Annotated in this window: 17 protein-coding genes; 8 read left to right on the top strand and 9 right to left on the bottom strand. The window is 40.6% G+C overall.

The window, feature by feature from the left end:
* Positions 1-19: 19 nt before the first annotated feature.
* Entirely contained in the window at positions 20-403 is a 384-nt protein-coding gene (locus MTF66_RS33935; RefSeq protein ID WP_076919941.1) for an MAPEG family protein, read from the bottom strand.
* 243 nt (positions 404-646) lie between these two features.
* On the opposite strand from MTF66_RS33935, the gene MTF66_RS33930 reads away from it, so the two are divergent.
* Complete coding sequence (locus tag MTF66_RS33930; protein WP_248529980.1) at positions 647-1,528, top strand: DMT family transporter; 882 nt, start codon at positions 647-649, stop codon at positions 1,526-1,528.
* 40 nt (positions 1,529-1,568) lie between these two features.
* On the opposite strand, the gene MTF66_RS33925 is transcribed toward MTF66_RS33930, so the two are convergent.
* The 4 genes from MTF66_RS33925 to MTF66_RS33910 all read right to left on the bottom strand — a co-directional run bounded on the left by MTF66_RS33925 (position 1,569) and on the right by MTF66_RS33910 (position 6,719).
* Positions 1,569-1,886: a multidrug efflux SMR transporter gene (locus MTF66_RS33925; RefSeq protein WP_010392612.1), complete on the bottom strand. Its 318-nt coding sequence runs from the start codon at positions 1,884-1,886 to the stop codon at positions 1,569-1,571.
* Positions 1,886-3,418 (bottom strand): bifunctional GNAT family N-acetyltransferase/carbon-nitrogen hydrolase family protein, encoded by a 1,533-nt coding sequence (locus MTF66_RS33920; RefSeq protein ID WP_010392609.1) that lies wholly within the window; start codon positions 3,416-3,418, stop codon positions 1,886-1,888. Before MTF66_RS33920 ends, MTF66_RS33925 begins: the two co-directional genes overlap by 1 nt.
* A gap of 88 nt (positions 3,419-3,506) precedes the next feature.
* Positions 3,507-4,355, bottom strand: coding sequence for an MBL fold metallo-hydrolase (locus tag MTF66_RS33915; RefSeq protein WP_138622437.1), 849 nt, complete (start codon positions 4,353-4,355; stop codon positions 3,507-3,509).
* Positions 4,356-4,430: 75 nt separating this feature from the next.
* Entirely contained in the window at positions 4,431-6,719 is a 2,289-nt protein-coding gene (locus MTF66_RS33910) for a penicillin acylase family protein (protein WP_138622435.1), read from the bottom strand.
* A gap of 156 nt (positions 6,720-6,875) precedes the next feature.
* Between MTF66_RS33910 and ycaO the strand changes: the two genes are divergently transcribed.
* The 7 genes from ycaO to folX all read left to right on the top strand — a co-directional run bounded on the left by ycaO (position 6,876) and on the right by folX (position 15,461).
* Positions 6,876-8,636 carry a 30S ribosomal protein S12 methylthiotransferase accessory factor YcaO gene (gene ycaO, locus MTF66_RS33905; protein ID WP_138622433.1) on the top strand — a complete coding sequence of 587 codons (1,761 nt, stop codon included), beginning with the start codon at positions 6,876-6,878 and terminating at the stop codon, positions 8,634-8,636.
* 117 nt (positions 8,637-8,753) lie between these two features.
* Positions 8,754-12,092: an ATP-binding protein gene (locus MTF66_RS33900; protein WP_248529979.1), complete on the top strand. Its 3,339-nt coding sequence runs from the start codon at positions 8,754-8,756 to the stop codon at positions 12,090-12,092.
* A gap of 41 nt (positions 12,093-12,133) precedes the next feature.
* Positions 12,134-12,766: a YceH family protein gene (locus tag MTF66_RS33895; RefSeq protein ID WP_055013085.1), complete on the top strand. Its 633-nt coding sequence runs from the start codon at positions 12,134-12,136 to the stop codon at positions 12,764-12,766.
* Positions 12,767-12,839: 73 nt separating this feature from the next.
* On the top strand, positions 12,840-13,676 hold the full coding sequence (gene nadE / locus MTF66_RS33890; RefSeq protein WP_054202890.1) for an ammonia-dependent NAD(+) synthetase: 837 nt from the start codon (positions 12,840-12,842) through the stop codon (positions 13,674-13,676).
* A 126-nt stretch (positions 13,677-13,802) separates the two neighbouring features.
* Entirely contained in the window at positions 13,803-14,522 is a 720-nt protein-coding gene (folM, locus tag MTF66_RS33885) for a dihydromonapterin reductase (RefSeq protein WP_008468539.1), read from the top strand.
* Positions 14,523-14,546: 24 nt separating this feature from the next.
* Positions 14,547-15,101, top strand: a complete 555-nt coding sequence (gene folE, locus MTF66_RS33880; RefSeq protein WP_008108996.1) for a GTP cyclohydrolase I FolE — start codon at positions 14,547-14,549, stop codon at positions 15,099-15,101.
* A gap of 3 nt (positions 15,102-15,104) precedes the next feature.
* The gene (folX, locus tag MTF66_RS33875; RefSeq protein WP_054202892.1) at positions 15,105-15,461 is read left to right on the top strand and encodes a dihydroneopterin triphosphate 2'-epimerase; all 357 of its coding nucleotides are present in this window, start codon (positions 15,105-15,107) and stop codon (positions 15,459-15,461) included.
* On the opposite strand, the gene MTF66_RS33870 is transcribed toward folX, so the two are convergent.
* The 4 genes from MTF66_RS33870 to MTF66_RS33855 all read right to left on the bottom strand — a co-directional run bounded on the left by MTF66_RS33870 (position 15,438) and on the right by MTF66_RS33855 (position 22,319).
* Entirely contained in the window at positions 15,438-15,878 is a 441-nt protein-coding gene (locus tag MTF66_RS33870; RefSeq protein ID WP_054202893.1) for a YqaA family protein, read from the bottom strand. The two genes, folX and MTF66_RS33870, sit on opposite strands and share 24 nt — an antisense overlap.
* 75 nt (positions 15,879-15,953) lie before the next feature.
* Positions 15,954-16,319: a DUF4870 domain-containing protein gene (locus MTF66_RS33865; RefSeq protein WP_138622429.1), complete on the bottom strand. Its 366-nt coding sequence runs from the start codon at positions 16,317-16,319 to the stop codon at positions 15,954-15,956.
* A gap of 166 nt (positions 16,320-16,485) precedes the next feature.
* The gene (locus MTF66_RS33860) at positions 16,486-18,657 is read right to left on the bottom strand and encodes a S9 family peptidase (RefSeq protein ID WP_248529978.1); all 2,172 of its coding nucleotides are present in this window, start codon (positions 18,655-18,657) and stop codon (positions 16,486-16,488) included.
* A gap of 128 nt (positions 18,658-18,785) precedes the next feature.
* The gene (locus MTF66_RS33855; protein WP_138622427.1) at positions 18,786-22,319 is read right to left on the bottom strand and encodes a S8 family serine peptidase; all 3,534 of its coding nucleotides are present in this window, start codon (positions 22,317-22,319) and stop codon (positions 18,786-18,788) included.
* Positions 22,320-22,435: the final 116 nt, after the last annotated feature.

The following is a 22,435-nucleotide window of genomic DNA, read 5'->3' as shown; positions in this document are numbered from 1 at the left end:
TGGTTTTTGCTTATTCTCGTTATAAACTGACGGCGATCATGCCAATAGCGGTGCCTATTCCCACCAGCCAAGTGATCGAGCGAATAATATCGAGGTTTAAATAATAAAAAGTACAAAATAAAATACGCGCTACAATATGCGTCATCGCTAAAGTTTCGGTTACGGCATTAACATTGTTTGTGCCTAATACAGCAGCCAAAGCAACGGCAAAAACCGCTAACGATTCAAAACAGTTTTGATGAGCAGCCAGCGCCCGTGCTCCGAGTCCTGTAAGTTGTGTTTGTTGTTGCCGCGGATGTTTATTATCGTAACCACCGAGCTTATTCATTTCTATAATAGCTGGGATCCTTGCAACATAAGGCATGATCACTGCAATTAAGGCGCAAACCAATAAAGTCGTCATTATCATTCTCAAGTTATTATTTATAACTCAAAATAACACAGCAAATAGAAAAAAGCCGCCAAATATAAATAACCTGAGCTCTGGCGGCTAGCAGTAACATCCCTCACACTATAGCCGATTTAAGCAGTGCGTCACTGTGGCAAATTGTCGCAGGTGATGAATATTCATTATGCCTTTTTGATGGTCGCTTTAATGCCAGAGTACTGCTAAATTAGCTCTCCACTTTTTTGTATGTTATTTAAGATGATTTGGATTTTACTGACTATTTTTGCTGCATTTATGCAGTCATGGCGTAACGCTCTGCAAAGCAAATTAAGCGCTCATGTGAGCATTGCTGGCGTCACATTAGCCCGCTTTATTGTGGCAAGCCCTATTGCTGGGCTGTATTTATATGCGCTTTATTATTACCAAGATGCTCCCTTCCCTTCATTCAACCCTTTATTTATTAGCTACATTATTGGTGCCAGCATAGTGCAAATTATTGCCACGGGACTCATGGTTAAATTATTTAAAATGAATAATTTTGCTGTAGGCGCCGGCCTAGCTAAAAGTGAAGCGCTTATGGCGGCCATACTCGGGTTGCTGTTTTTTGGCTCAACGCTGTCATTACTTGGTTGGTTTGGCGTGTTTATTGGTGCAATTGCGGTATTGCTATTAAGTGGTATCGCCAATGTGAAACACTTTAGCTTAAAAACAGCATTAACAGGACTTGCCTGCGGCACTTCGTTTGCGTTGTCATCGTCATGGATCAGAGAAGCCAGTTTAAGCTCAGGTATAGCTTTTCCGTATGCGCCTGCATGGGTTTTATTGCTTGTTATTAGTTTACAAACACTGATGCTGTGTATTTATATTGCCTTAAAGGAACGCGATACATTTAAAACTATGTTTCAGCATAAGGGCATGACTTGTACGGTGAGTATATTTAGTTGCTTGGGATCAATAGGTTGGTTTAGCGCAATGAGCTTGCAACATGTTGCCTATGTAAAAACGCTCGGCCAGATAGAAGTATTTTTTACGATATTGATTGCTGTTTTATGGTTAAAACAACCGCTAAAACGCCAAGATAGCGCTGGGCTATTATTGATTGCAGTGGCTGCGATATTGGTAATGCTGCCGAGCAGCTAAAAAAGCGCAGGTATCAACCTGCGCTTGTTTAATCTAACAATTAATGACTAATTTTTAAGGTGATGACACCACAAATAATCATTAACACACCAGCAATACGACCAAACGTGGCGGCATCACCGTAAAATAATATACCCACTAAAAACGTACCAGCAGCACCAATACCCGTCCATACTGCGTACGACGTGCCCATAGATATTTGCTTTTGCGCCAACCACAACATAAAGCCGCTCGCGACCATAAACGCAATGGCAATCGCGATGCCCTGCCAACGAGTTTCAGGGGTTTGAGAAATTTTTAACCCTATAGGCCAGCCAATCTCAAGTAACCCAGCAATAATTAAATACATCCACGCCATTAAATATCTCTCTTTTTCAATATCACTTCATACAAATCGTGACGGCGGTCTTTTAAGTTACGCACTGTCCCTTCACTGTGAAGAATTTTTAACTTATCCATATCTAAGTCGCTAAATAATAACATTTCTGTATTGGTGGTGGCTTCATTTAGTGTGGCATCGTGCGGAAATGAAAAGTCCGATGGGGTTAGTACCGCCGACTGCGAAAACTGCACATCTAAGCTTTCTACTTCAGGTAAGTTACCCACAGAGCCTGCAATAACCACATAACATTCGTTTTCAATGGCACGTGCTTGGGCACAATGGCGTACACGCAAGTAACTGTTTTTAGTGTCAGTCCAAAATGGCACAAATAAAATATCCAAACCTTGGGTGGCCAAAATACGTGACAACTCAGGAAATTCGACATCGTAACAAATTTGAATACCTACACGGCCTGCATCTGTATCAAATACAGCAATTTTATCACCGCCTTGGATCACCCAATCATTTTGTTCATGCGGGGTAATATGAATTTTACGTTGCTCGTCTATTTTACCGCTGCGATGGCATAAATAACTAACGTTATATATTTTATCGTCTTCGGCAAGCGGCATTGAGCCGGTAATAATGTTGGCGTTGTATTCTATCGCCATACGCGACATGGCGTTTTTAAAGGTCTCAGTGTATTCGGCTAAATACCGAATTGCCTCGGTTTGGTTACTTTGTTCAGTTAATCCCATCAATGGCGCATTAAAAAACTCAGGGAATAAAATAAAATCGCTTTTGTAATCAGATACCGTATCAACAAAGTATTCAACTTGCTTAAGCATTTCTTCAACCGATTCAACACAGCGCATTTGCCATTGCACAGCTCCTACGCGCACGATTGATTTAGTTGACTCAATAACGGTGTCGGTTGGCTCATACATAATGTTATTCCACTCAAGTAATGTGGCATAACCGACCGACTCCTGATCTTCAGGTAAGTATTTTTTTAATAATCGTTTAACCTGAAAGTCATTGGCTAATTGAAAACTGAGTATGGGGTCATACAGCTCTTTTTGATCGACCTTAGCAATGTATTCCATCGGGGTCATTTCGCTGCTGTGATTGTAATAACGCGGAATACGGCCACCCGCTAAAATAGCGCGTAAATTATACTGACGGCACAATTCTTTTCGCGCATCATATAAACGGCGTCCTAAACGCATGCCACGGTATTGCTCACTAATAGCAACATCCAAACCGTATAAAGCATCCCCTGTGGTGTCGCTAAATACACGGTCGTGGCCATCGGCAATATCTTCATAGGTATGCGGGTTTGAAAAACGCGCATAATCTACCTGTACACTCAGCGCTAAACCCACCAGCACGCCGTCATCCACAATACCGATTTGCCCTTCAGGGAACTGATCGATGAGTCTAAAAATAGTATGGCTTGGCCATGCTCCGCCTAGGTCGGGGTAAGCTTCGTCCATCAAGGTTTTAATTTGTGGGTATTGTTCTCGGGTTAAGTTACAAATTTCAAGATGGGTTTTTTCTGCCGACATACGCAACTCCTTGGGGCATGTAAGAATCAAAAAAGCTGAACACATGCTCAGCTTTATTAGGTTTATGCGTTTTTATTCGCGCTTTGCGCTACTTTAAACTGCGATAAAAAAGTGTGGTTACCCGCTCTTTAGGTAACCAATTAGCATATTCAAGGCCAAGTTCTGACAATGGATCTGCTTTAAGTACCTGCTCTAAACTGGCGTCATTTTGCATTGCTTTTAGCATAACATCTTTCGCTTTTTGCACCAGCTTACGATACGTGATCAGTCCTGAACGGTCACTTAGCGGGCCATGACCAGGAATAACTTGGGTTTTATCATCAATCTGATTAATCACATCATCAACCGCCGCTAAAACACCATCAACGCTCCCCCCACTGTCTACATCAACAAACGGTAGGCTGCCAAAGTTAAAGTAAATATCGCCCATGTGCACAATATTATCATTATTGAAAAAAATCACCGCATCGCCATCGGTGTGGGCATGTTGATAATGCACAACATACGCTTGCTCATTATTAAAGTGCAGTGTTAAATCATCACCAAAACTAATTCGTGGTAGGTAATCCGACCCTTCGCCATGTTTTTCTTTTAGGCGTTTATGTACATTATTGTGGGCAATAACATGGGCTCCGGCTTTAGCAAAGTTTTCGTTACCACCGGTGTGATCGCCATGATGATGAGTGTTAATTACAAACTCTGCACTGCCTGGCTTTAAGTCGCTAATGGTTTTTTTAATATCATCTGAGAGTTTGGCAAACTGATCATCAATGATATATATGCCATCATCCCCTACGCTGGCTGCAATGTTGCCACCTTGTCCGTATAGAACGTACACATGCTCGCTCAGTTGCTTAGCTGTAACTGGGTTGTCATCCGCCGCCGCGTAGTTGCTCAGTAGTAAAGTCGTTATTAATGCCGGTAGTAATTTTTTCATTGTTGTAACCCTATAATTAATAATCATGGTTATAAAACGTGATAGCAACTTATTTAGCTCACTCTGCATCCAAAGCTAGTCGTTGATAGGCACTATTTCAATTTGATGCATGAATGTTTGCGGTAACAATGGGGTGTGCTTTCCTTCTACATATTCATCAAAACCGGCTCGATAAAACTCAGAAAGCGGGTGCCCTGATTGCCCTCCTGGCACTGTTAAAATGGCACTTTCTAAATGTCCAGGTTGGGCAATAAATCGCTGCGATGCGCCAAAACTGGTTTTTTGTACGGCAGGCATATAGCTATCACCAAACCCTGGAGCGGTAGGCATATTTAGTAGCTTACTCAATAGAGGTATTTGTTTAGCAAATGGGTGTTCAATCGCTAATTCGTTTACTTTACCCCATTGCCAGTTTTGAATGTTATTACCAAACTTTGCTGTTAACTGCGCGAGAGTTTGCTCAAAAGCTGCCTGTAATTGCTGCTCCCAATTCGTAAATTGCGGGTTAACCCAACTTGCTGGCTGCGCTTTTATTAATTGCCAAACAGCGGGCTCTAAATCGCGTTTTACATAACTTAATGTACCATCCTGCTGATTGAGGCTAGCTTCAATACTACTAAATAAAATATTTATTAGTTCATCACGATACGTTTTAACTAAAGTATAACCAACGGAGGTTGAGCAGGCGCATTGCTGCCAGTTATCCAGTGCATTGATATAATCTGCATTGTGTTCTGGCTGCTGTTTTAACTGCTCAAGTAATAAGCTATGCCAAGGAGTTAAAAAACGCGCTTGATTGTCTAACTGTAATTGGTAAAAGTCGCCTTCGTTAAACTGCTGTTTTTCAAATAACCGATCGCGAATTTGCATCGCACGAGCACCTAGGGCATAGCCGCCATTACCAAAACGTGCATTATCCTCAGCAGAGACCACTCGCGAATTCCCTGTCCATAGACGCCCACTCTCAGGGTTTTTAACAAACGGGCGAATAACTTCATTTTGCTGCCAAGTTGCTACATATTCACTTTCATTAATGGCTAACTCACTGGGTACTGTTCGTGCAGGAATACCGCCCATGTGTTTCCAAGCTGCACTGCCTTGACTATCTACCACCATTAAGTTTTGTACCGGAATACCCACGTTACTTGCAATATTAAGGGCATCATCCACTGTTTCAGCCTGCTCAAGCTGTAACAATTGCATATCAACGGCATACGGCTGATGCGCAGCCCAACTTAAGGCATAAGGCTGATTGTTAATGTATTTAACAGGGCCATACTCACTTAGCGTTAAGGGATAGATTTCATCGTTGCCATTATCCAAGGTAATCACTTCATTTACTTGCCATGTTTTACTGCTATCCGTTAGTGCAACCCAGTCGGCTGTATCTATATAGCCATTAGTAAATCCCCATGCAATTTTATTATTACTGCCAACCACAATGGCTGGCGCTCCTGGTAACGAAACACCGGTTACTTGATAAGCTTGATTGTTATGAGTGTAATTAAGCTGCGCTCGATACCAAATAACCGGCACCGCCATTGATAAGTGCATATCATCTGAAAGCATCGCAGCTTGAGTATTAGTTAAATCTGCGGTCACTGCCCAGTTATTACTGCCTACTTCTAAATTAGCAGTAATGCTTTTAATCGCCGCTAATGGCTGCGTTGGTAACTGGGGTATAGTTTGGGTATAAGGTGCTAAAACACTGCCATCTAATGCTGCTTGGTATTGGCTTGGTTGGGTTAAAAATTCAACCATTTTTGCGCCATATTGCTGTTGTATTTGAATTAAAGCTTGGTCGCGCTCAAAGGTCGCAGTTTGTAAATCTAAATACATGCTAAAAATAACTAACAGACTATCTTCGCTTTGCCATGGTTGTTGCTCAGCCCCTGTAAGTAGGTATTCAAAACTTGGGTACCCTACTTGCGCAAGTCCTTCGTTTACCCCTTGTGCATAGCTTTTTAGTAGTTGCTTATCGGCTTGGGGGAGAGTTTTTAAAATCGCTTGGCTGCGTTTACGTAATTGATGAAAGCGCATTTTTTTATCAAGAGCGAGCGCGGCTTTACCAAATAGCTCACTGAGCTCACCTGCGGCATTACGTCTAAGTAAATCCATTTGAAAAAAGCGATCTTGCCCGTGAGCATAACCTAAGCCATAGGCAGCATCGTGGCGAGTTGCTGCAGTAATAACAGCTTGGCCAAGCGTATCTCGAGCAACTTTAACTGGCTGCGTTACCGCATCGCTTCGGCCTTTACCATCAAGGGTAGGTAAACTTAAGGTCAACACGCCGTATACAATAGCAGTCCCCCCAAGCGCTAAAACCACAACAATTAATAGCAACCGTTTGATTACTTTAAACATAAATATACCCTTCAACTATTTCAATAAACTATTATTAGCATATATTCATAATCGTTCTATTAAAAACGCTACGAAAAGCGGGTAAAGGGTGAAATAAACATCAAAATCCACGATAATACACAGTTCATGTATTGTGCAGACCTAGTTGAGATCAAAATGACTGAAAAAACATTTATTAAAGGTAAAGACCGCGATTTAGAATCGTCTATCTCTACCATGCAAAACAAGCTAAAAGCGCTAAATATTAATATTGAAGAAGCGCTATGGCTTAACCCTGTAGCAAACTGTTATTCAGTTCATATAAAAGATAGCGACTGTGGTGTGATGTTTACTAACGGTAAAGGTGCTACTGATAAAGCCTCTATCGCTTCTGCGCTAGGTGAATATTTTGAGCGTTTAAGCTGTAACTACTTTTTTGCTGATTTTTACTTAGGTGAAGAATTTGCCAATGGTGACTTTACTCATTACCCGAACGAAAAGTGGTTTAAAGTAGCAGAAGATGAAGTACCACAAGGGATTATGGATGAAAGCTTATGGGATTACTTCGACCCTGAGCGTGAATTAACTGCCTCACACCTTTATGACTTTAATTCTGGTAATTTTGAGCGTGGTATTTGTACTGTGCCTTATACCCGCCAGCGCGACGGTAAAGATATTTATATTCCGGTGAACGTGATTGGTAATATTTTTGTATCCAACGGTATGAGTGCTGGTAATACTAAATTTGAAGCCCGTGTACAGGGGTTATCTGAGGTATTTGAACGCGCCATTAAAAATCGCATTATTGCTGAAGGTATTAGCTTACCGATCGTGCCTGAAGATGTGGTAAAACAATACCCTAAAATTCATGAAGCCTGTGAAGAATTGCGTAGCCATGGCTTCCATTTACGTATTGCAGATGCCTCACTTGGCGGTAAATACCCTGTAATGAGTGTTACGCTAATCAACCCAGTGGATGGCTCTGTGTTTGCCTCTTTTGGTGCTCATCCTTCATTTGAAGTGGCGCTAGAGCGAACCGTTACCGAATTACTGCAAGGTCGTCGTCTAGATCAACTAGACGTATTTCAGCCTGCCACTTTTGACAACGACGAAGTAGCCACACCTGAAAACATTGAACTGCACTTTATTGATTCAAGCGGTTTAATTTCTCATGACTTTTTCCGTTCTGAAGCAGACTTTGAATTTGTACATTGGGACTTTAGTGGTTCAACTGAGCAAGAATATAACTTCTGTACTGATTTAATTCACAGCATGGGCCATGATATCTACATCATGGATTACACCCACTTAAATGTGTATGCATGTCGTATTTTAGTGCCTGGTATGTCTGATATTTATCCGGTAGATGAGCTTATTTGGCGTAATAACAACGAAGGGGCTAAATTCCGCGAAACTTTCTTATCACTTGATCAGTATGATACTGAGCAACTGATGGAAATTTACGATAACCTCGAAGAAGCTGGTCACAGCGATATTATTCGCGCTGCTGAATTCATTGGCTTAGCAACCGATGCCGATACGCCTTGGCATACTCTACGTATTGGTGAACTGAAAGCACACTTATGCTTAGCCGCAGGTAGCGAAGAAGCGATTGATTGGGTTGACTGGATTTTACATACCGGCCAAGTTAATGAAGACGCGATGCGTCATTTCCGTTGTTTAAAAGCTATTTTAGAAATTAAATACGATGACGAACGTGAATATGCAAGTTACCAAGACGCCTTAGGGCTTATGTTTGGCGCTAATAATGTCACCCTTGCAATTGAGATTGCAGAAGGTCGGACACGCTTTAACGGCTTAACTTTCCCAGGTTTATCGCTTGAAGGCTTTAAAAAGCACGCCGCATTACTGGATGGCTACCGCAAGTTACATGTTGCGAAACAGAAGCATTGGGCACGCGAAGTTAGTGACTCATAATATCTAAACGTGTATATAGTTAAAAAGAAAATGGCGCATATTTAACTGCGCCATTTTTGTTTCTAGTGTTAGTTAGCTATAGTTAAGCTTTCTATATTAACAATTTAATTACACCCTATGTGGCAACAACGCAAAAGTAAACGCACATCCATTTATAATTTTAAGCTTACCTTTTTATTTGCAATCAGTTTACTTGTAATAACTAGCTTAGTGCTTGAGCGGCTTAATTATAATCGGGCAAAAGATGCTTACCGTTTACAAGTCCTTTCTCAAGTCAGTGCCTACAGAGCCCAGCTTGAAGCTACTTTGGTATCAAATATTCAGTTAATACGTGGCTTGGCTGTAGCCGTTGCTGCTGAGCCAAATTTAAGCCAAACACGTTTTGGGCAAATTGCCGCCCCACTGTTTAACACCTCTAACGAACTACGCAATATTGGTGCTGCACCTAATATGGTCATCACAATGACCTACCCGCTTAAAGGGAATGAAAAAGCCATTGGACTCAATTTTTTAGAAAATAAAGCGCAACGCGATGATGCTATTAAAGCACGCGATACTAATACCATTGTAATGGCTGGACCGCTCACGTTAGTTCAAGGCAATGAAGCTTTGATTGCACGAGTGCCGGTTTATTTACCTGAAGACCAATCTTTTTGGGGGCTGCTTTCTGTGGTGCTCGATCTAGAAAAAGTCTATAACAACGCAGGGATTTTCGAATTACAAAAAAAATACACCGTTGCCATTCAAGGACGTAACGGGTTAGGTAAGCAAGGTGAGTTTTTCTTTGGTGACCCAGAAATTACAAGCCAAAATCCGCTTGAGTTTAATCTAAATTTCCAAGGCGGTGCTTGGCAGCTCTATGTAGTGCCAAAAACAGGTTGGCAGCCAGCATCGTCGTCTGTCTGGCCATTACGTATTGTTATTAGTGTTATTTTAAGTTTGCTTATTTTTGCGTTTTTATTGTTTTTAAAAATGCTCAATAGAGAACACGAAAACGAAAAAATGCTCGAGGTAATGAGTAACCTAGCTCAAGTAGGTGCATGGTCATTTGATTTAGAAAAAAAACAGGTATTTTGGTCAGACATGACCAAAAAGATATTTGAATACCCTTTAGATGAGCAACCTAAATGGTCATCCGATTTATATTACTTTAAAGAGGGAAAAAGCAGAGATAAGGCAGCTGAACTGATCACTAAAGCGGTTAAATACAGTGAAAGTTACGAGGCTGAACTTGAAGTTATTAATGCCAAAGGCGAAGTAATTTGGGCACTCATACATGGTGAAGCAGAGCATAAAAATGGACGCTGCATAAGAATATTCGGCTCATTACAAAATATTGATTCCCGTAAAAAGGTAGCAATAGAAGATCAAAAAATAGCCCGCTTTAACGAAACTTTAGCGTCGCTAACAATTAGCGACCACATATTAAATGGTAAATTTAGCGAATCTAAAGAGCTAATTACTCGTGCGGTGTGTCGTGCACTTAAAGTGAATACAGTAAGCATTCGCTTGTTTGATAAGCACAAAACTCAACTGAGTCCTATTGCAAGTTATAGCCAAAATAACAGTGATAATAATACCCCTTGGCGCCAGCAAGACATTCCTGATTTTTTTACCACCCTAGAAAAGAAAGCCGTTTTTAGCGCCCAGAATGCTCAACAACAAGCTTGCCTCGCACCCTTAGCAAAAAGCTACCTAGAACCTTCATCTATAAAAGCAATGCTCTGTGTAATGATCCCCGCAGGCAGCGGATCAATTGGTGTTGTATGCGCAGAACAAGCAAGGGTTAGAGCATGGACGCAAAACGAAGAAGGTTTTTTAATTGCAATCGGCGCACTAATAGGAAGCCTTTACTCTAGTGAACAGCGCATAGAAACGGAAGCAGAACTAGTAATGGCAAAAGAAGCCGCTGAACAAGCGGTGATCGCTAAAAGTGAGTTTTTAGCCAGCATGAGTCATGAAATTCGCACCCCGATGAATGGGGTGTTAGGTATGCTTAATATCATTCAGGCGACCTCTCTTGATCAGCAACAACGTCATCATATTAAACTTGCCCAGTCGTCAGCAGAATCTTTATTAGGGATTATTAATGATATTTTAGACTTTTCTAAAATAGAAGCTGGTAAGTTAGACATAGAAAGCATTCAATTTAATCTACCACAATTACTCGGCGAAATTGTGGAGTCGTTTGCGCTCAAGGCCGAAAGCAATAACACCCAATTGATTTTAGATACTACGCATGTAAGCACCAGTGAGATTGTGTGTGATCCAAATAGATTGCGACAAATTTTAAATAATTTGATTGCCAATGCCGTTAAATTTACTCAAAACGGACAAGTACTGGTAACCGCTACTATAGAAAAAACTCTCGATGATACGACTTTAGAATGTGCGATTATTGATACCGGCATTGGTATTAGTTTAGAGAAGCAAAAACAGTTATTTGATTCTTTTACTCAAGCTGATGCATCAACAACCCGCCAATATGGCGGCACCGGTTTAGGCTTGGCAATAGTTAAGCAGCTGTGCGAACTCATGGGAGGCGAAGTAAGTGTATATAGCCTACCTAATGAAGGCAGCACCTTTACTTTTTCAGTCAACATTACCTCAGTGATAGACCAAGCATTTGATTTAGATTGCCAACATATACAAGCAAAGCGAATACTCATTGTTGATAATAGCGAGATGAATGCCACCATCATCGAAAAGCAATTAACGCTATGGGGCGCAGATGTCAGTGCAGTGTGTGATTATAAAGAAGTTGAAACTTATATAACTAATAATCAACAAACACCGCCGGATGTGGCAATTATTGATACAAGCTTTTTGGAGCCTGTAGCACACCCCTTGGCTGAAAAGTTGAAACATTTTTTAGTGAACAGTCATATTCTGATTATGGCTCCAATGAGCTATTCAAAAAGCAATTTATTTTATGGAAACAATGAAGCAGCCTTAATTTTTAAACCACTCACCGCTATTGGTTTGTATGACACGCTGGTAAAAGTAACATTGGCAGCACAGCCCAAAGAGTTAGCGCTCCCTCCAGCGATTAATACACCTAAAAAAGCGAAAGGCCATGTGTTGTTAGTAGAGGATAACAAAGTAAATCAAGTAGTTGCCTGTGCATTATTAAAACAAGCCGAGCTCACTTTTGATATTGCAGAGGATGGCGAGGATGCACTAACGAAATTAAACCAAGCAAACGCAAACACTTATCAACTTATTCTAATGGATTGCCAAATGCCTATTATGGATGGATACCAAGCTACCATGGCTATTAGAGAGGGCCTCGCGGGTCTAGAGAATCAAACCATCCCCATTATTGCACTAACGGCTAATGCAATGCGCGGAGATAAAGACAAATGTTTAAATGCCGGTATGAACGACTATTTAAGTAAACCTCTCGATGGCCCTGCTATGCATGCTAAATTGCAACAATGGCTTAGCGCTAAATAACAGTGTAAGCTTAAAATAGAATCGATGAAGTAAGGGATATTATGCAGTTATCAGTTGAACAACAAAGAGTTATTGGCTGTTTATTGGAAAAGCAAACAACAACGCCTGAACATTACCCACTATCATTAAATGCCTTAACGAATGCCTGTAATCAAAAATCAAATCGCGCTCCTGTGCTCGAATTAAGCCAACAGCAAGTTCAGGCTACCATTGCAGAATTAATCGACTTACGCTTGGTAACAGAAGATGAAGGTCTCAGTGGGCGTGTATCTAAATACGACCATCGCTTTTGTAATACACAATTTAGCCACTTACAATTTAACGCACAACAACGCGCCATTATATGTTTATTATTATTGCGGGGAGCTCAAACACCCGGTGAATTAAAAACCCGTTGCGCTCGATTAGCTGACTTTACCAGTATTGACGACGTTGAAATATCGCTTGAACAATTGATTGAAAACAGCCATGTAAAAAAACTACCTCGCGAATCTGGTAAGCGTGATAGCCGTTATATTCACTTATTTACAGCACCTTCTGCAGAAAACGATGAGCCAATAGCAACACAGACCATTACTGACGAGTTAAAAAATCAAGAGCTCAATGATCTACTTGCTGAAATTAACGAACTAAAAGCTCAACTTAAACAAATAAAAGAGTATATAGGGCTTTAATTGTGTAATTTGAAATCACATAATAGCTATTCTTTTTTGAGCATTAAAACTTTTTAACTTTAAGGAGCGGGCCATGCGCGCCGAAATTATGGCTGAAATGAAAGTTCAGCCTAGTATTGATGTTAACGCTGAAATTAAACGCCGAGTAAATTTTATTAAAGCACGTTTAAAAGCCGCATACTCAACTTCACTGGTACTAGGTATTAGTGGCGGTGTAGACTCATCAACCTGTGGCCGATTATGCCAACTTGCTATTAATGAGCTTAATCAAGAACACCAAGATACACAGTATCAATTTATTGCTGTGCGCTTACCGTATGGAGTGCAAGCAGATGAAAGCGAAGCACAAATGGCGGTTGATTTTATTAAACCCAGCACCCGTATGACAGTCAATATTCAGCCTGCAACCGACGCACTGCACGAGCAAACGATGGCAACTTTAGCTGGCAATAATCAGCCATTGCCAACACAAGAAAAAATAGACTTTATTAAAGGCAATGTGAAAGCACGCCAACGCATGATTGCACAATATGAAATTGCTGGGTTTTGCCAAGGGCTCGTTGTAGGTACCGACCATAGCGCCGAAAACATTACTGGTTTTTATACTAAGTTTGGCGATGGCGCCTGCGATTTAGCACCTTTGTTTGGTCTATCTAAACGTCAGGTTAGAGCATTGGCAACAGCATTAGGTGCACCTGCTTTGTTAGTTGAAAAAGCACCTACTGCCGATTTAGAAAGTGATAGACCAGGTTTAACTGACGAGGAAGCACTAGGCTTAAGCTATGAAGAAATTGATGACTTTTTAGAAGGTAAACCAGTCTCTGAGCATGTGGAGCAAACACTGATTGCAATTTACCAACGCACGCAACATAAGCGCCAGCCTATTCCAACAATATACGATGCTTTTTAAATCAATATTATAAGTGTGATTTAACTGATCGAGCCGCTTATATTTTACGTAAAAATGGCGTGAAAATAAGTGGCTTAAATTTTAACGGTTAACCTTAACGCTTGCCAACAGAGAGTTTTATATTTTATGACCCCCCCTATTTTGATTACTGGCGCAGGACAACGTATTGGACTTGCGCTTGCACAGCATTTTATAGCCCAAGGGCAAGCGGTCATTATTACTTATCGTACCCGCCATAAAGCGGTAGATTTGCTAGAACAACAAGGGGCGATCTGTCTTTATGCTGACTTTAGTTCTGATGAGGGTATTAATACTTTTATTACATTACTTAAAGCACAGACTGACTCACTAAGCGCGATAATTCATAATGCATCAAGCTGGGACTGTGAAGCTAACAACCCTCAGTTTGAGCAGCTGTTTGACAATATGATGCGCATTCATGCAAAAACACCGTACTTGGTAAACTTACGCTGTGCAGATTTACTATTAAATTATCAGGCGTCTCACGCTAAGCCCGCTGACATTATTCATCTAACTGATTACGTAGTGGAAACTGGCAGCCCAAAACACTTAGCCTATGCGGCCAGCAAAGCCGCCTTGGATAATTTAACCAAATCATTTAGTGCTAAATATGCACCGAATATTAAAGTGAATTCAGTCGCACCATCATTAATTATTTTTAATCAACATGATGATGAGCAGTATCGCGCTAAAACTTTAAAAAAATCATTAATGGGTATCGAACCTGGATGCCAAGAAATTATCAATAGTATCGACCTACTACTGAACAGCCATTACATCACAGGCCGTGCTTTACCTGTTGATGGTGGTCGCCATCTTAAGTAAGCCATCTAAATAAACGAGAAACTTATGCATAACGAATTAAAAGAAAGCTATCAAAAAATTATAACCGCAGTCGGTGAAGATGCAGAACGTGAAGGGTTGCTCGATACTCCAAAACGCGCTGCAAAAGCGATGGAGTACCTAACTCAAGGTTACCGCCAAACGCTTAACGAAATCACTAATAATGCAGTATTTACCTCAGATGCTGACGATATGGTATTAATACAAGACATAGAGCTTTACTCTATGTGTGAGCATCATTTATTACCATTTATTGGCCGCTGTCATATCGCTTATATTCCTGATGGCAAAGTATTAGGTTTGTCTAAGTTTGCACGTATTGTGGATATGTTCTCTCGGCGTTTTCAAATTCAAGAGCAACTTACCCATCAGATTGCTAAAGCGGTCGAGGAAGTAACCGGTGCAAAAGGTGTAGGTGTAATTGTTGAAGCAAAACACATGTGTATGATGATGCGTGGCGTAGAAAAACAAAATTCAAGTATGCGTACCTCGGTTATGCTTGGTAACTTTAGAGCCGATCCGAAAACACGTAATGAGTTTTTACAGCTGATCAAAGGATAATCTATGGCAAACGCAATAATTAATGTAACTAACTTACGGCTACGCACGTTTATTGGCTTTAATCCAGATGAACGTGAAAAAAAACAAGATGTAGTCATTAATTTAGAAATTCATTATCCGGCTGATCAAGCTTGTGAAACTGATGAAGTAGAACAAGCACTTAACTACAAGGTAATTACTAAAGAAGTAATTACCTTAGTTGAACAGGGTCACTTTTTATTGTTAGAAAAATTAGTTGCTGAAATTCTTGCTGTTTGCCACTCGCACCCAAGTGTAAATTACGCCAAAGCCCGAGTGGATAAACCTCATGCGCTGCGCTTTGCAGACTCTGTGTCGCTAACTCTGGACTGGCACAAATAATCCAACGGCAAGGGCTATTACAGCTAAATAACGTAGCCCTTTGCCGAGTGTTACTAGCACTAAAAACATACTAAAGCGCACTTTAAACACGCCGCCAATAACAGTTAGTGGATCGCCAACAATAGGTAACCACGCAAACAGTAAGCTATATATCCCATATTTATTAAACTGCTTTTGCGCTTTTTTGAGCCCTTTTTCAGAAACTGGAAACCATTTTTTATCTTTAAAGCGTAATGCTTGTGTTCCAAGCCAATAATTAACACAACTGCCTAATACATTGCCTAAGGTTGCTGCAAACCAAATTAGCCATAAGTTAGTATTACCTTGCATTATCATCCCACCCATCAATACTTCAGACGAGCTGGGTAATAACGTAGCCGATATAAATGCTGTAAAAAATAATGTTATATAGAGCATTTTTCCCTTATGACTAAAAACTAAACCCAGCAATTAAGCTGGGTTTGAACGACTTTTTAACTTAAATCAAAACGCTTATTTTATTAAATTTAAGCTAAGGGGGTAATTAAACTCTTTACCATCGTTGGCTTTCACGCTTGCGATAACCACCATCACAAATGAAAAAATAGCGACCATAGGTAACAGTAGTAAACCAACAGCTGCAAAAATTAGTAAAAAACACACAAAGTAAGCTATAGCCATAGTAATTTGAAAGTTAAGCGCTTTTTTACCGTGTATATCAACTAGAGGCATTTCATCTTTTTTAATTAGCCAGATAATAAGGGGACCTAGCACCGAGCCGAATGGCACAATAAACCCCGCTAATGCACTTAAATGACATAGCATTGCCCAGGTGCGGTCATCTTTATTGACGACTTTAATCTCTTGATTTTGTTCCATTACATTTTCCCTTTTCGTAAAACACCGTAATTTAACTCAATATACTATTACTATTTTGCGCTAATACCAAGCAGCTTTAATTGGCGGCAATTCAAATATAAAAAACCCCCAGTAATTACAATATACAACTACTGGGGGTCACTTAAAAAGCTACGCTTTTATTTTATTACTTATTTTTACCAGCTAAATCAAGCATAAATGCATAGTTAAGTGCCGTGTCCTCCAAGCGTTTAAAACGACCAGACGCACCTCCATGGCCAGCTTCCATGTCTATTTTAAATAGTAGTTTATTATCATCTGTTTTGTAGTCACGCAGCTTTGCAACCCACTTTGCTGGCTCAAAATATTGAACCTGTGAGTCGTGCAAACCTGTTGTTACTAACATATTAGGGTAGTCTTGTTTACTAACTTGATCGTACGGTGAGTACGACAACATATAATCGTAATATTCTTTCTCGTTAGGGTTACCCCACTCACCATACTCGTTAGTTGTAAGCGGAATAGTCTCATCAAGCATAGTAGTAACCACATCAACAAATGGAACCGCAGCCACCATACCTTTATATAGCTCAGGCGCTTGGTTTGCCACTGCGCCCATTAATAAACCACCAGCACTGCCACCTTGGGCAAAAATTTGCTCTTTATCGCCATAACCTTGGGCTACCAATGACTTAGTAACATCTACAAAGTCGTTAAACGTATTCTTTTTAGTGAGTAATTTACCCGCTTCGTACCACGGGCGCCCTAACATTTGCGAACCACGTACGTGGGCAATTGCAAATACAAAACCACGGTCAAGCAACGTTAATCGTGCAGAAGAAAAACTAGGATCCATTGTTGCACCATACGAACCATAGCCGTATTGCAATAATGGGTTAGTGCCATCTTTTTTAAATAGCTCTTTTCGATACACCAAACTCACCGGTACTTTTACGCCATCGCGTGCTGTGACAAAAATACGCTCAGACGCATAGTTATCCGCGTTAAAGTCACCTAATACCGTTTGTTGCTTCAATAATGTTTTTTCGCCAGTCGCCAAATTAACATCATAAGATGAACCCGGAGTGGTCATACTGGTGTAGTAAACGCGCAGCGTATCGCTTTCTAATTCGTTGTTACCGTACGCATTAATTGTATATGCACTGTCGTTAAAGCTTAGTGGTAACTCTTTGCCCGATGTTAAATTACGTGCAATCAGTGTTGATTGGCCCATTTCGCGTTGTTGGTATACTAAGTAGTCATTAAATAACTCTACGCCTTCAAGTTTAATATCCTCGCGCGCAGGGATCACACTTTGCCAATTCGATTTATCACCGGCTTTATCAATATCGGCCTTCATTAGCTGAAAGTTAACCGCATTTAAATTAGTCACAATGTAATAAGTATTACCTAATTTGGAAATGCTGTACTCAAGGTTGGCTTCACGCTCAATTAAGCGCTTTGGCTTAGCATTTATATCGTTTGCACTAAGTACTGACAAACCCGATGCATCAGTACTGCTATGCCAAATATAAATTTCTGAGCCGTCTTTGCTCTTGCTCATACCAGTGTAATAGCTCGTATCTTTTTCTTCGTATACAAGCTCATCATCGCTTTGTGGTGTACCAAGCGTATGACGATAAACTTGGTAACCGAGTAAGGTTTGCGCATCTTTTTTAATGTAATAAACAGTTTTATTATCGTTCGCCCACACAACATAACCACTGGTGCCTTCAAGCGTGTCTTCTAATAATTTACCAGTGCTTAAATCTTTAATTTTTATATTGTAAACACGGCGGCTCACCGTATCTTCACCATACGCCATTAAGTTATCATTTGGGCTGACACTCAGACCACTAACTGCAAAATAGTCATGGCCTTTAGCTAGTTCATTGACGTCTAAAATAACTTCCTGATCGGTGCCTGCAAAATCACTACTGCGTAAATAAGTAGCATACTCGTTATCGCCGCGAGTTTGCGACGAGTAATAGTACTCTCCGTCTTTTACTGGAACAGAGTCATCATCTTTTTGAATTCGCCCTTTAAGCTCTTCAAATAAACTACTTTGCAGTGTTTTAGTATGCGCAAGCATTTCATCTGTGTAAGCATTTTCAGCCTCTAGGTAACTAATTACCTCAGGAGCTTTACGCTCATCATCACGCATCCAATAATAATCATCGATGCGAGTGTCGCCATGGATTGTCATTTCATATGGCACTTTCTTCGCAATCGGCGGCATGACTTCGGTTTGAGCAGCTACATTTTCAACCTTTGCTGATTGCTCAACATCAGGGGCTTTATTACATCCCCCTAAAATAGCTAAGGATATAAAAGTAAGAACAAATGGGGTGTGTTTCATTGATTGGAATCTCTGTAGTTTTTATTTTTATTAAATATACCTAATATTTAATAGCACGGAGATTTAGTTTGTGAAGCTATGTAAAAAGGGAGCCGAAGCTCCCTTTTATAAACATTTAAGTTAGTACATTACTTTTGCTTACGACGACGCATAAATGCAAATGGCGCTACTAGCAATGTTAGCCAAGCTAATGAACCTGAAGAGCTTTTCTTAGCAGGCTCAGGAGTAACAACAGGAGGTGCTACTTTAGTAACGGATATTGTTACCATTGCAGGTGCAGATACATTACCACGAACATCAATCGCAACAACTTCCATTTCTGCAGATGTATCACCCGCTAATAAAGTTGTATCTGCAACCACAATTTGGCCTTCTGCATCAACTGCAAAACCAAGGTTTGTATTAGATTGAACGTAGTACTCTGAAACTGCCAAGTCTAAATCTGATTCTTCAATAGTAAACGCACCTACCACGGTTCCATCAGCTGCATCTTCAGAAACACTAAACTCACCACCAATCAACATTGGTGCTTCAACGTCCGGTAATTCTAGGTCTTCAGCTGCCATCACTTTAATAATGTTAGTACCTGATGATAGTACAAAAGGACCATTTGCTGATACTACCGCTTTTTCTCCTGGCTTGATTGAAGTAACCACTTCATCAGTTGCCATTTCAGTACCAAGCTGAACATCAAATACTGCAGAACCTGTTACGCTATTTTTTTCATCCGTTTCAGTTGCCCCATAAGGCGAAATTGTAACCTGAGGTTGAATACCAAATACCGCGGTTCCAGTTACGCTATCAGTTTCAGTGAAAATGCCTGACTGATAACTAGGGTGACCTACAGATACTTTGAAGTTCATTGGTTCACCAAGAAGCGACGCATCGATATTCATGAACTCTGAACAGCCGGTAAAGGTAATAGTATTTCCACCTGCCTCATGTATTAACGGTGTACCCCATTGCCATGCATCATTGCCAGCACCATCAGTTGTACCAATTAATGTACGGCTACGGCCAGGGAATGCAGTTCTACGACCGCGATCATTTAGGTTTTGTAAAAACTGATCTGCAAAGCCATCATTATCTGTATCAATTTCAATCCTATAGCCCGCTTGGAAAGTATGAGTTAACGGATCTCGTAACTGGATCGATGAAGTAATAAAGATACCTGAACCACAAGAATCATCATTAATTGCTGAGAATGTAGTAGCTAGGATATTAAATTCAGCGTCTTCAACTGATTTTTCTTCACCCATTGCCACAATGCTTTCAGCTTGCGGGAAAACTTCAACTTGACCTGTATTTTCAACAACTAACGCCATTTCATTTTTAATAGTTTCAGGTGAGAAGCTCAACTGAGTCACGGCTTTTGGCATTGCATGATAAACAACATGTAAATCGTGATCGCCATCTGTAGATGCATCGTCAAATACTAACGCACCATCAAACTCTACTGATGTTAATGCCGCGCTTCTTGCTGCAATATCATCTGCACTGAATGGGTTTTCTAGTTCCCATGCAGGTAATTTACTTGGATCAACCGTCATCGTAATGTCAAAAGTAGTCACTTGACCGGCCGGAACTGTTATAGATGCAGGGAAATCCCAGCTAACTGCGTCCGTATCAATATCACTTTGGTAACGAGCTTCAGTACGCAGGTTATACGTTTTTGCATCTGCAGAGAAGTTTTTAACTGTTACCGTTTTAGTAATTGAACCTGTTTCCGCTAGGCTTACTAAGCCATAAGATAGTGCGGCTTGTTTAGTATCAAACTCGCTATTATTTACCCAAGCTGCAACTGGCAAATTAGCCGCTTTAGTTACATCGACTAAACCTGCACCTATCATACTAATTGGCGCAAGCTCTGAATCAGGATTGATCGCTAGAGGTTCATTAGTTACGTTTAAGTTTGCTGCATTCATAATTGTTGCTTTAATCTCAAACGCATTACGCTCAGGGTGTGCTTCACGAATCATTGCAACAGCACCGGCTGTAATTGGGCCTGAGAAAGATGTACCATTTACAGGAGCTAGCTTATCCTGAGTTCCTGCAGCTGCAACCATTATACTTGTTCCTGGCGCTGTAATTTCTGGTTTTAATAAACCATCCATAGAAGGACCACGAGATGAGAATGTTGCAACAGCACCTGCAGTTGTTTTTATTTCAACACTAATATCAAATGTAGCAGGACCGCCTGCAGCTAATTGCGTCTTTAAAGCAGAGCCTGCAGCAAAGTTAATACCTATATTTTTAATTGTAACCGCGGCATCAAAGCCCCCCATAGATGCAGGGGTACCATCATCTTCATTATTTGCAATCATTACAAACTCAGCACCTTTAGCCTGAGCATGTAAAACTTTATCCGTAAAGTTACATGAACCTCGGTCAATTAATACTGCTTTACCTGTAAAGTCAACATCTGCAGCAAATTCAGCACAACCATCTGCGTTTGTTTCAGGATAAACTAACTCAATATCGGCACCTGAAATAGCAAAATCTTCTTGAGGACCAAAACCTGATGCCTGGATATTACCTTCAACGCCAGCAACAGTACCTGATGCAACACCTACTTCAGTTGTTGGGTGAGTCATAGCGCCAACAGATAGTGCGTTAGGTGTAGTACTTGGACCACCAACACGGAAAGGATTATCGCCATCATTACCAGCAGAAATAACCATATTCACACCTAACTCAACTGCACGTTGAACTAAGTATTGTGTACCACCACCGGTGTAAGTGTCACCAAACTCACCACCAAGAGACATATTCATTACATCAACACGATCTGAAATATCGCCATCACCGTTAGGATCCATTGCAGCTTCTAGAGCAGCAGCTTGTGCATCGCCAGGACAACCACCACCACATACTGAGTAAGCGTAAAGTTCAACATCAGGTGCAATACCATTTACTGAGTTTGCAGAAGATGTACCATGATTGGTGGGATCACCTGTAGAAGGTGAATTAGCGGCATCATTTTCAATAGGGTCAGCATCATCACGTATAAAATCATAACCACCTTGAACAATACCTTGTGGCCATGCAACTGATGTTGGATCAGCTTGAGCTGCTTCATAAGCCTCAACTGTGCCTGCACCACCAAATGCCGCATGCGTGTAGTCGATTCCCGTATCAAGCACTGCAACACGTTGGCCTTTACCACTTGCTATACCGTCAGTAATAAGTGGTTTAGCGTTGATATATTCAGAGCTTGCTGCAACATGCAATTCGCGATCGAACATTGGTAAAACTTTAGCAACGCGATCATCTTTTTCAATTTCAGCTAACGCCTCAGGCGTTGCTTGAACAATTAACGTTGGCGCTAAAATCTTAGTTTTACCAATTATTTTTGCATTAAAATCTAGACTATTTAACTCAACAGTCATCATATCTTGAAGCTGCTCAATTTGCGCCGTTATTTCTCGATTTGAAGACACATGATAAGTCCCAGCAGCAACAGCATCAACTGAGGTTTTTGCTTTTAAAACAATCATATGTGCAGATGGCGCTTTTTTATCAGCAACTATCTCTTTTACTTTTTCTGCTTGGGTGTAATTAATTGTCGCGTTAGGCAAAGCTACTGCGTTGGCAAATGTTGCCACAAATGCACCTGATACAGCTGTAGCTATTGCTGTTCTTTTAATTATATTTTTAGACATTGTTTCCCCTAGGATAGGTTATGTATTATTGTATTTACTATATTTAATTTTTTTACTATATAGGCGAATATAAAACGCCACCCTTCGTGCGCGCAACAGTATTGCTACATTAAAAT

It is taken from the genome of Pseudoalteromonas sp. 2CM39R (assembly GCF_023161845.1).
The sequence above is the reverse complement of the archived record's forward strand: the minus strand, read 5'-3'. Positions and strand labels throughout refer to the sequence as shown.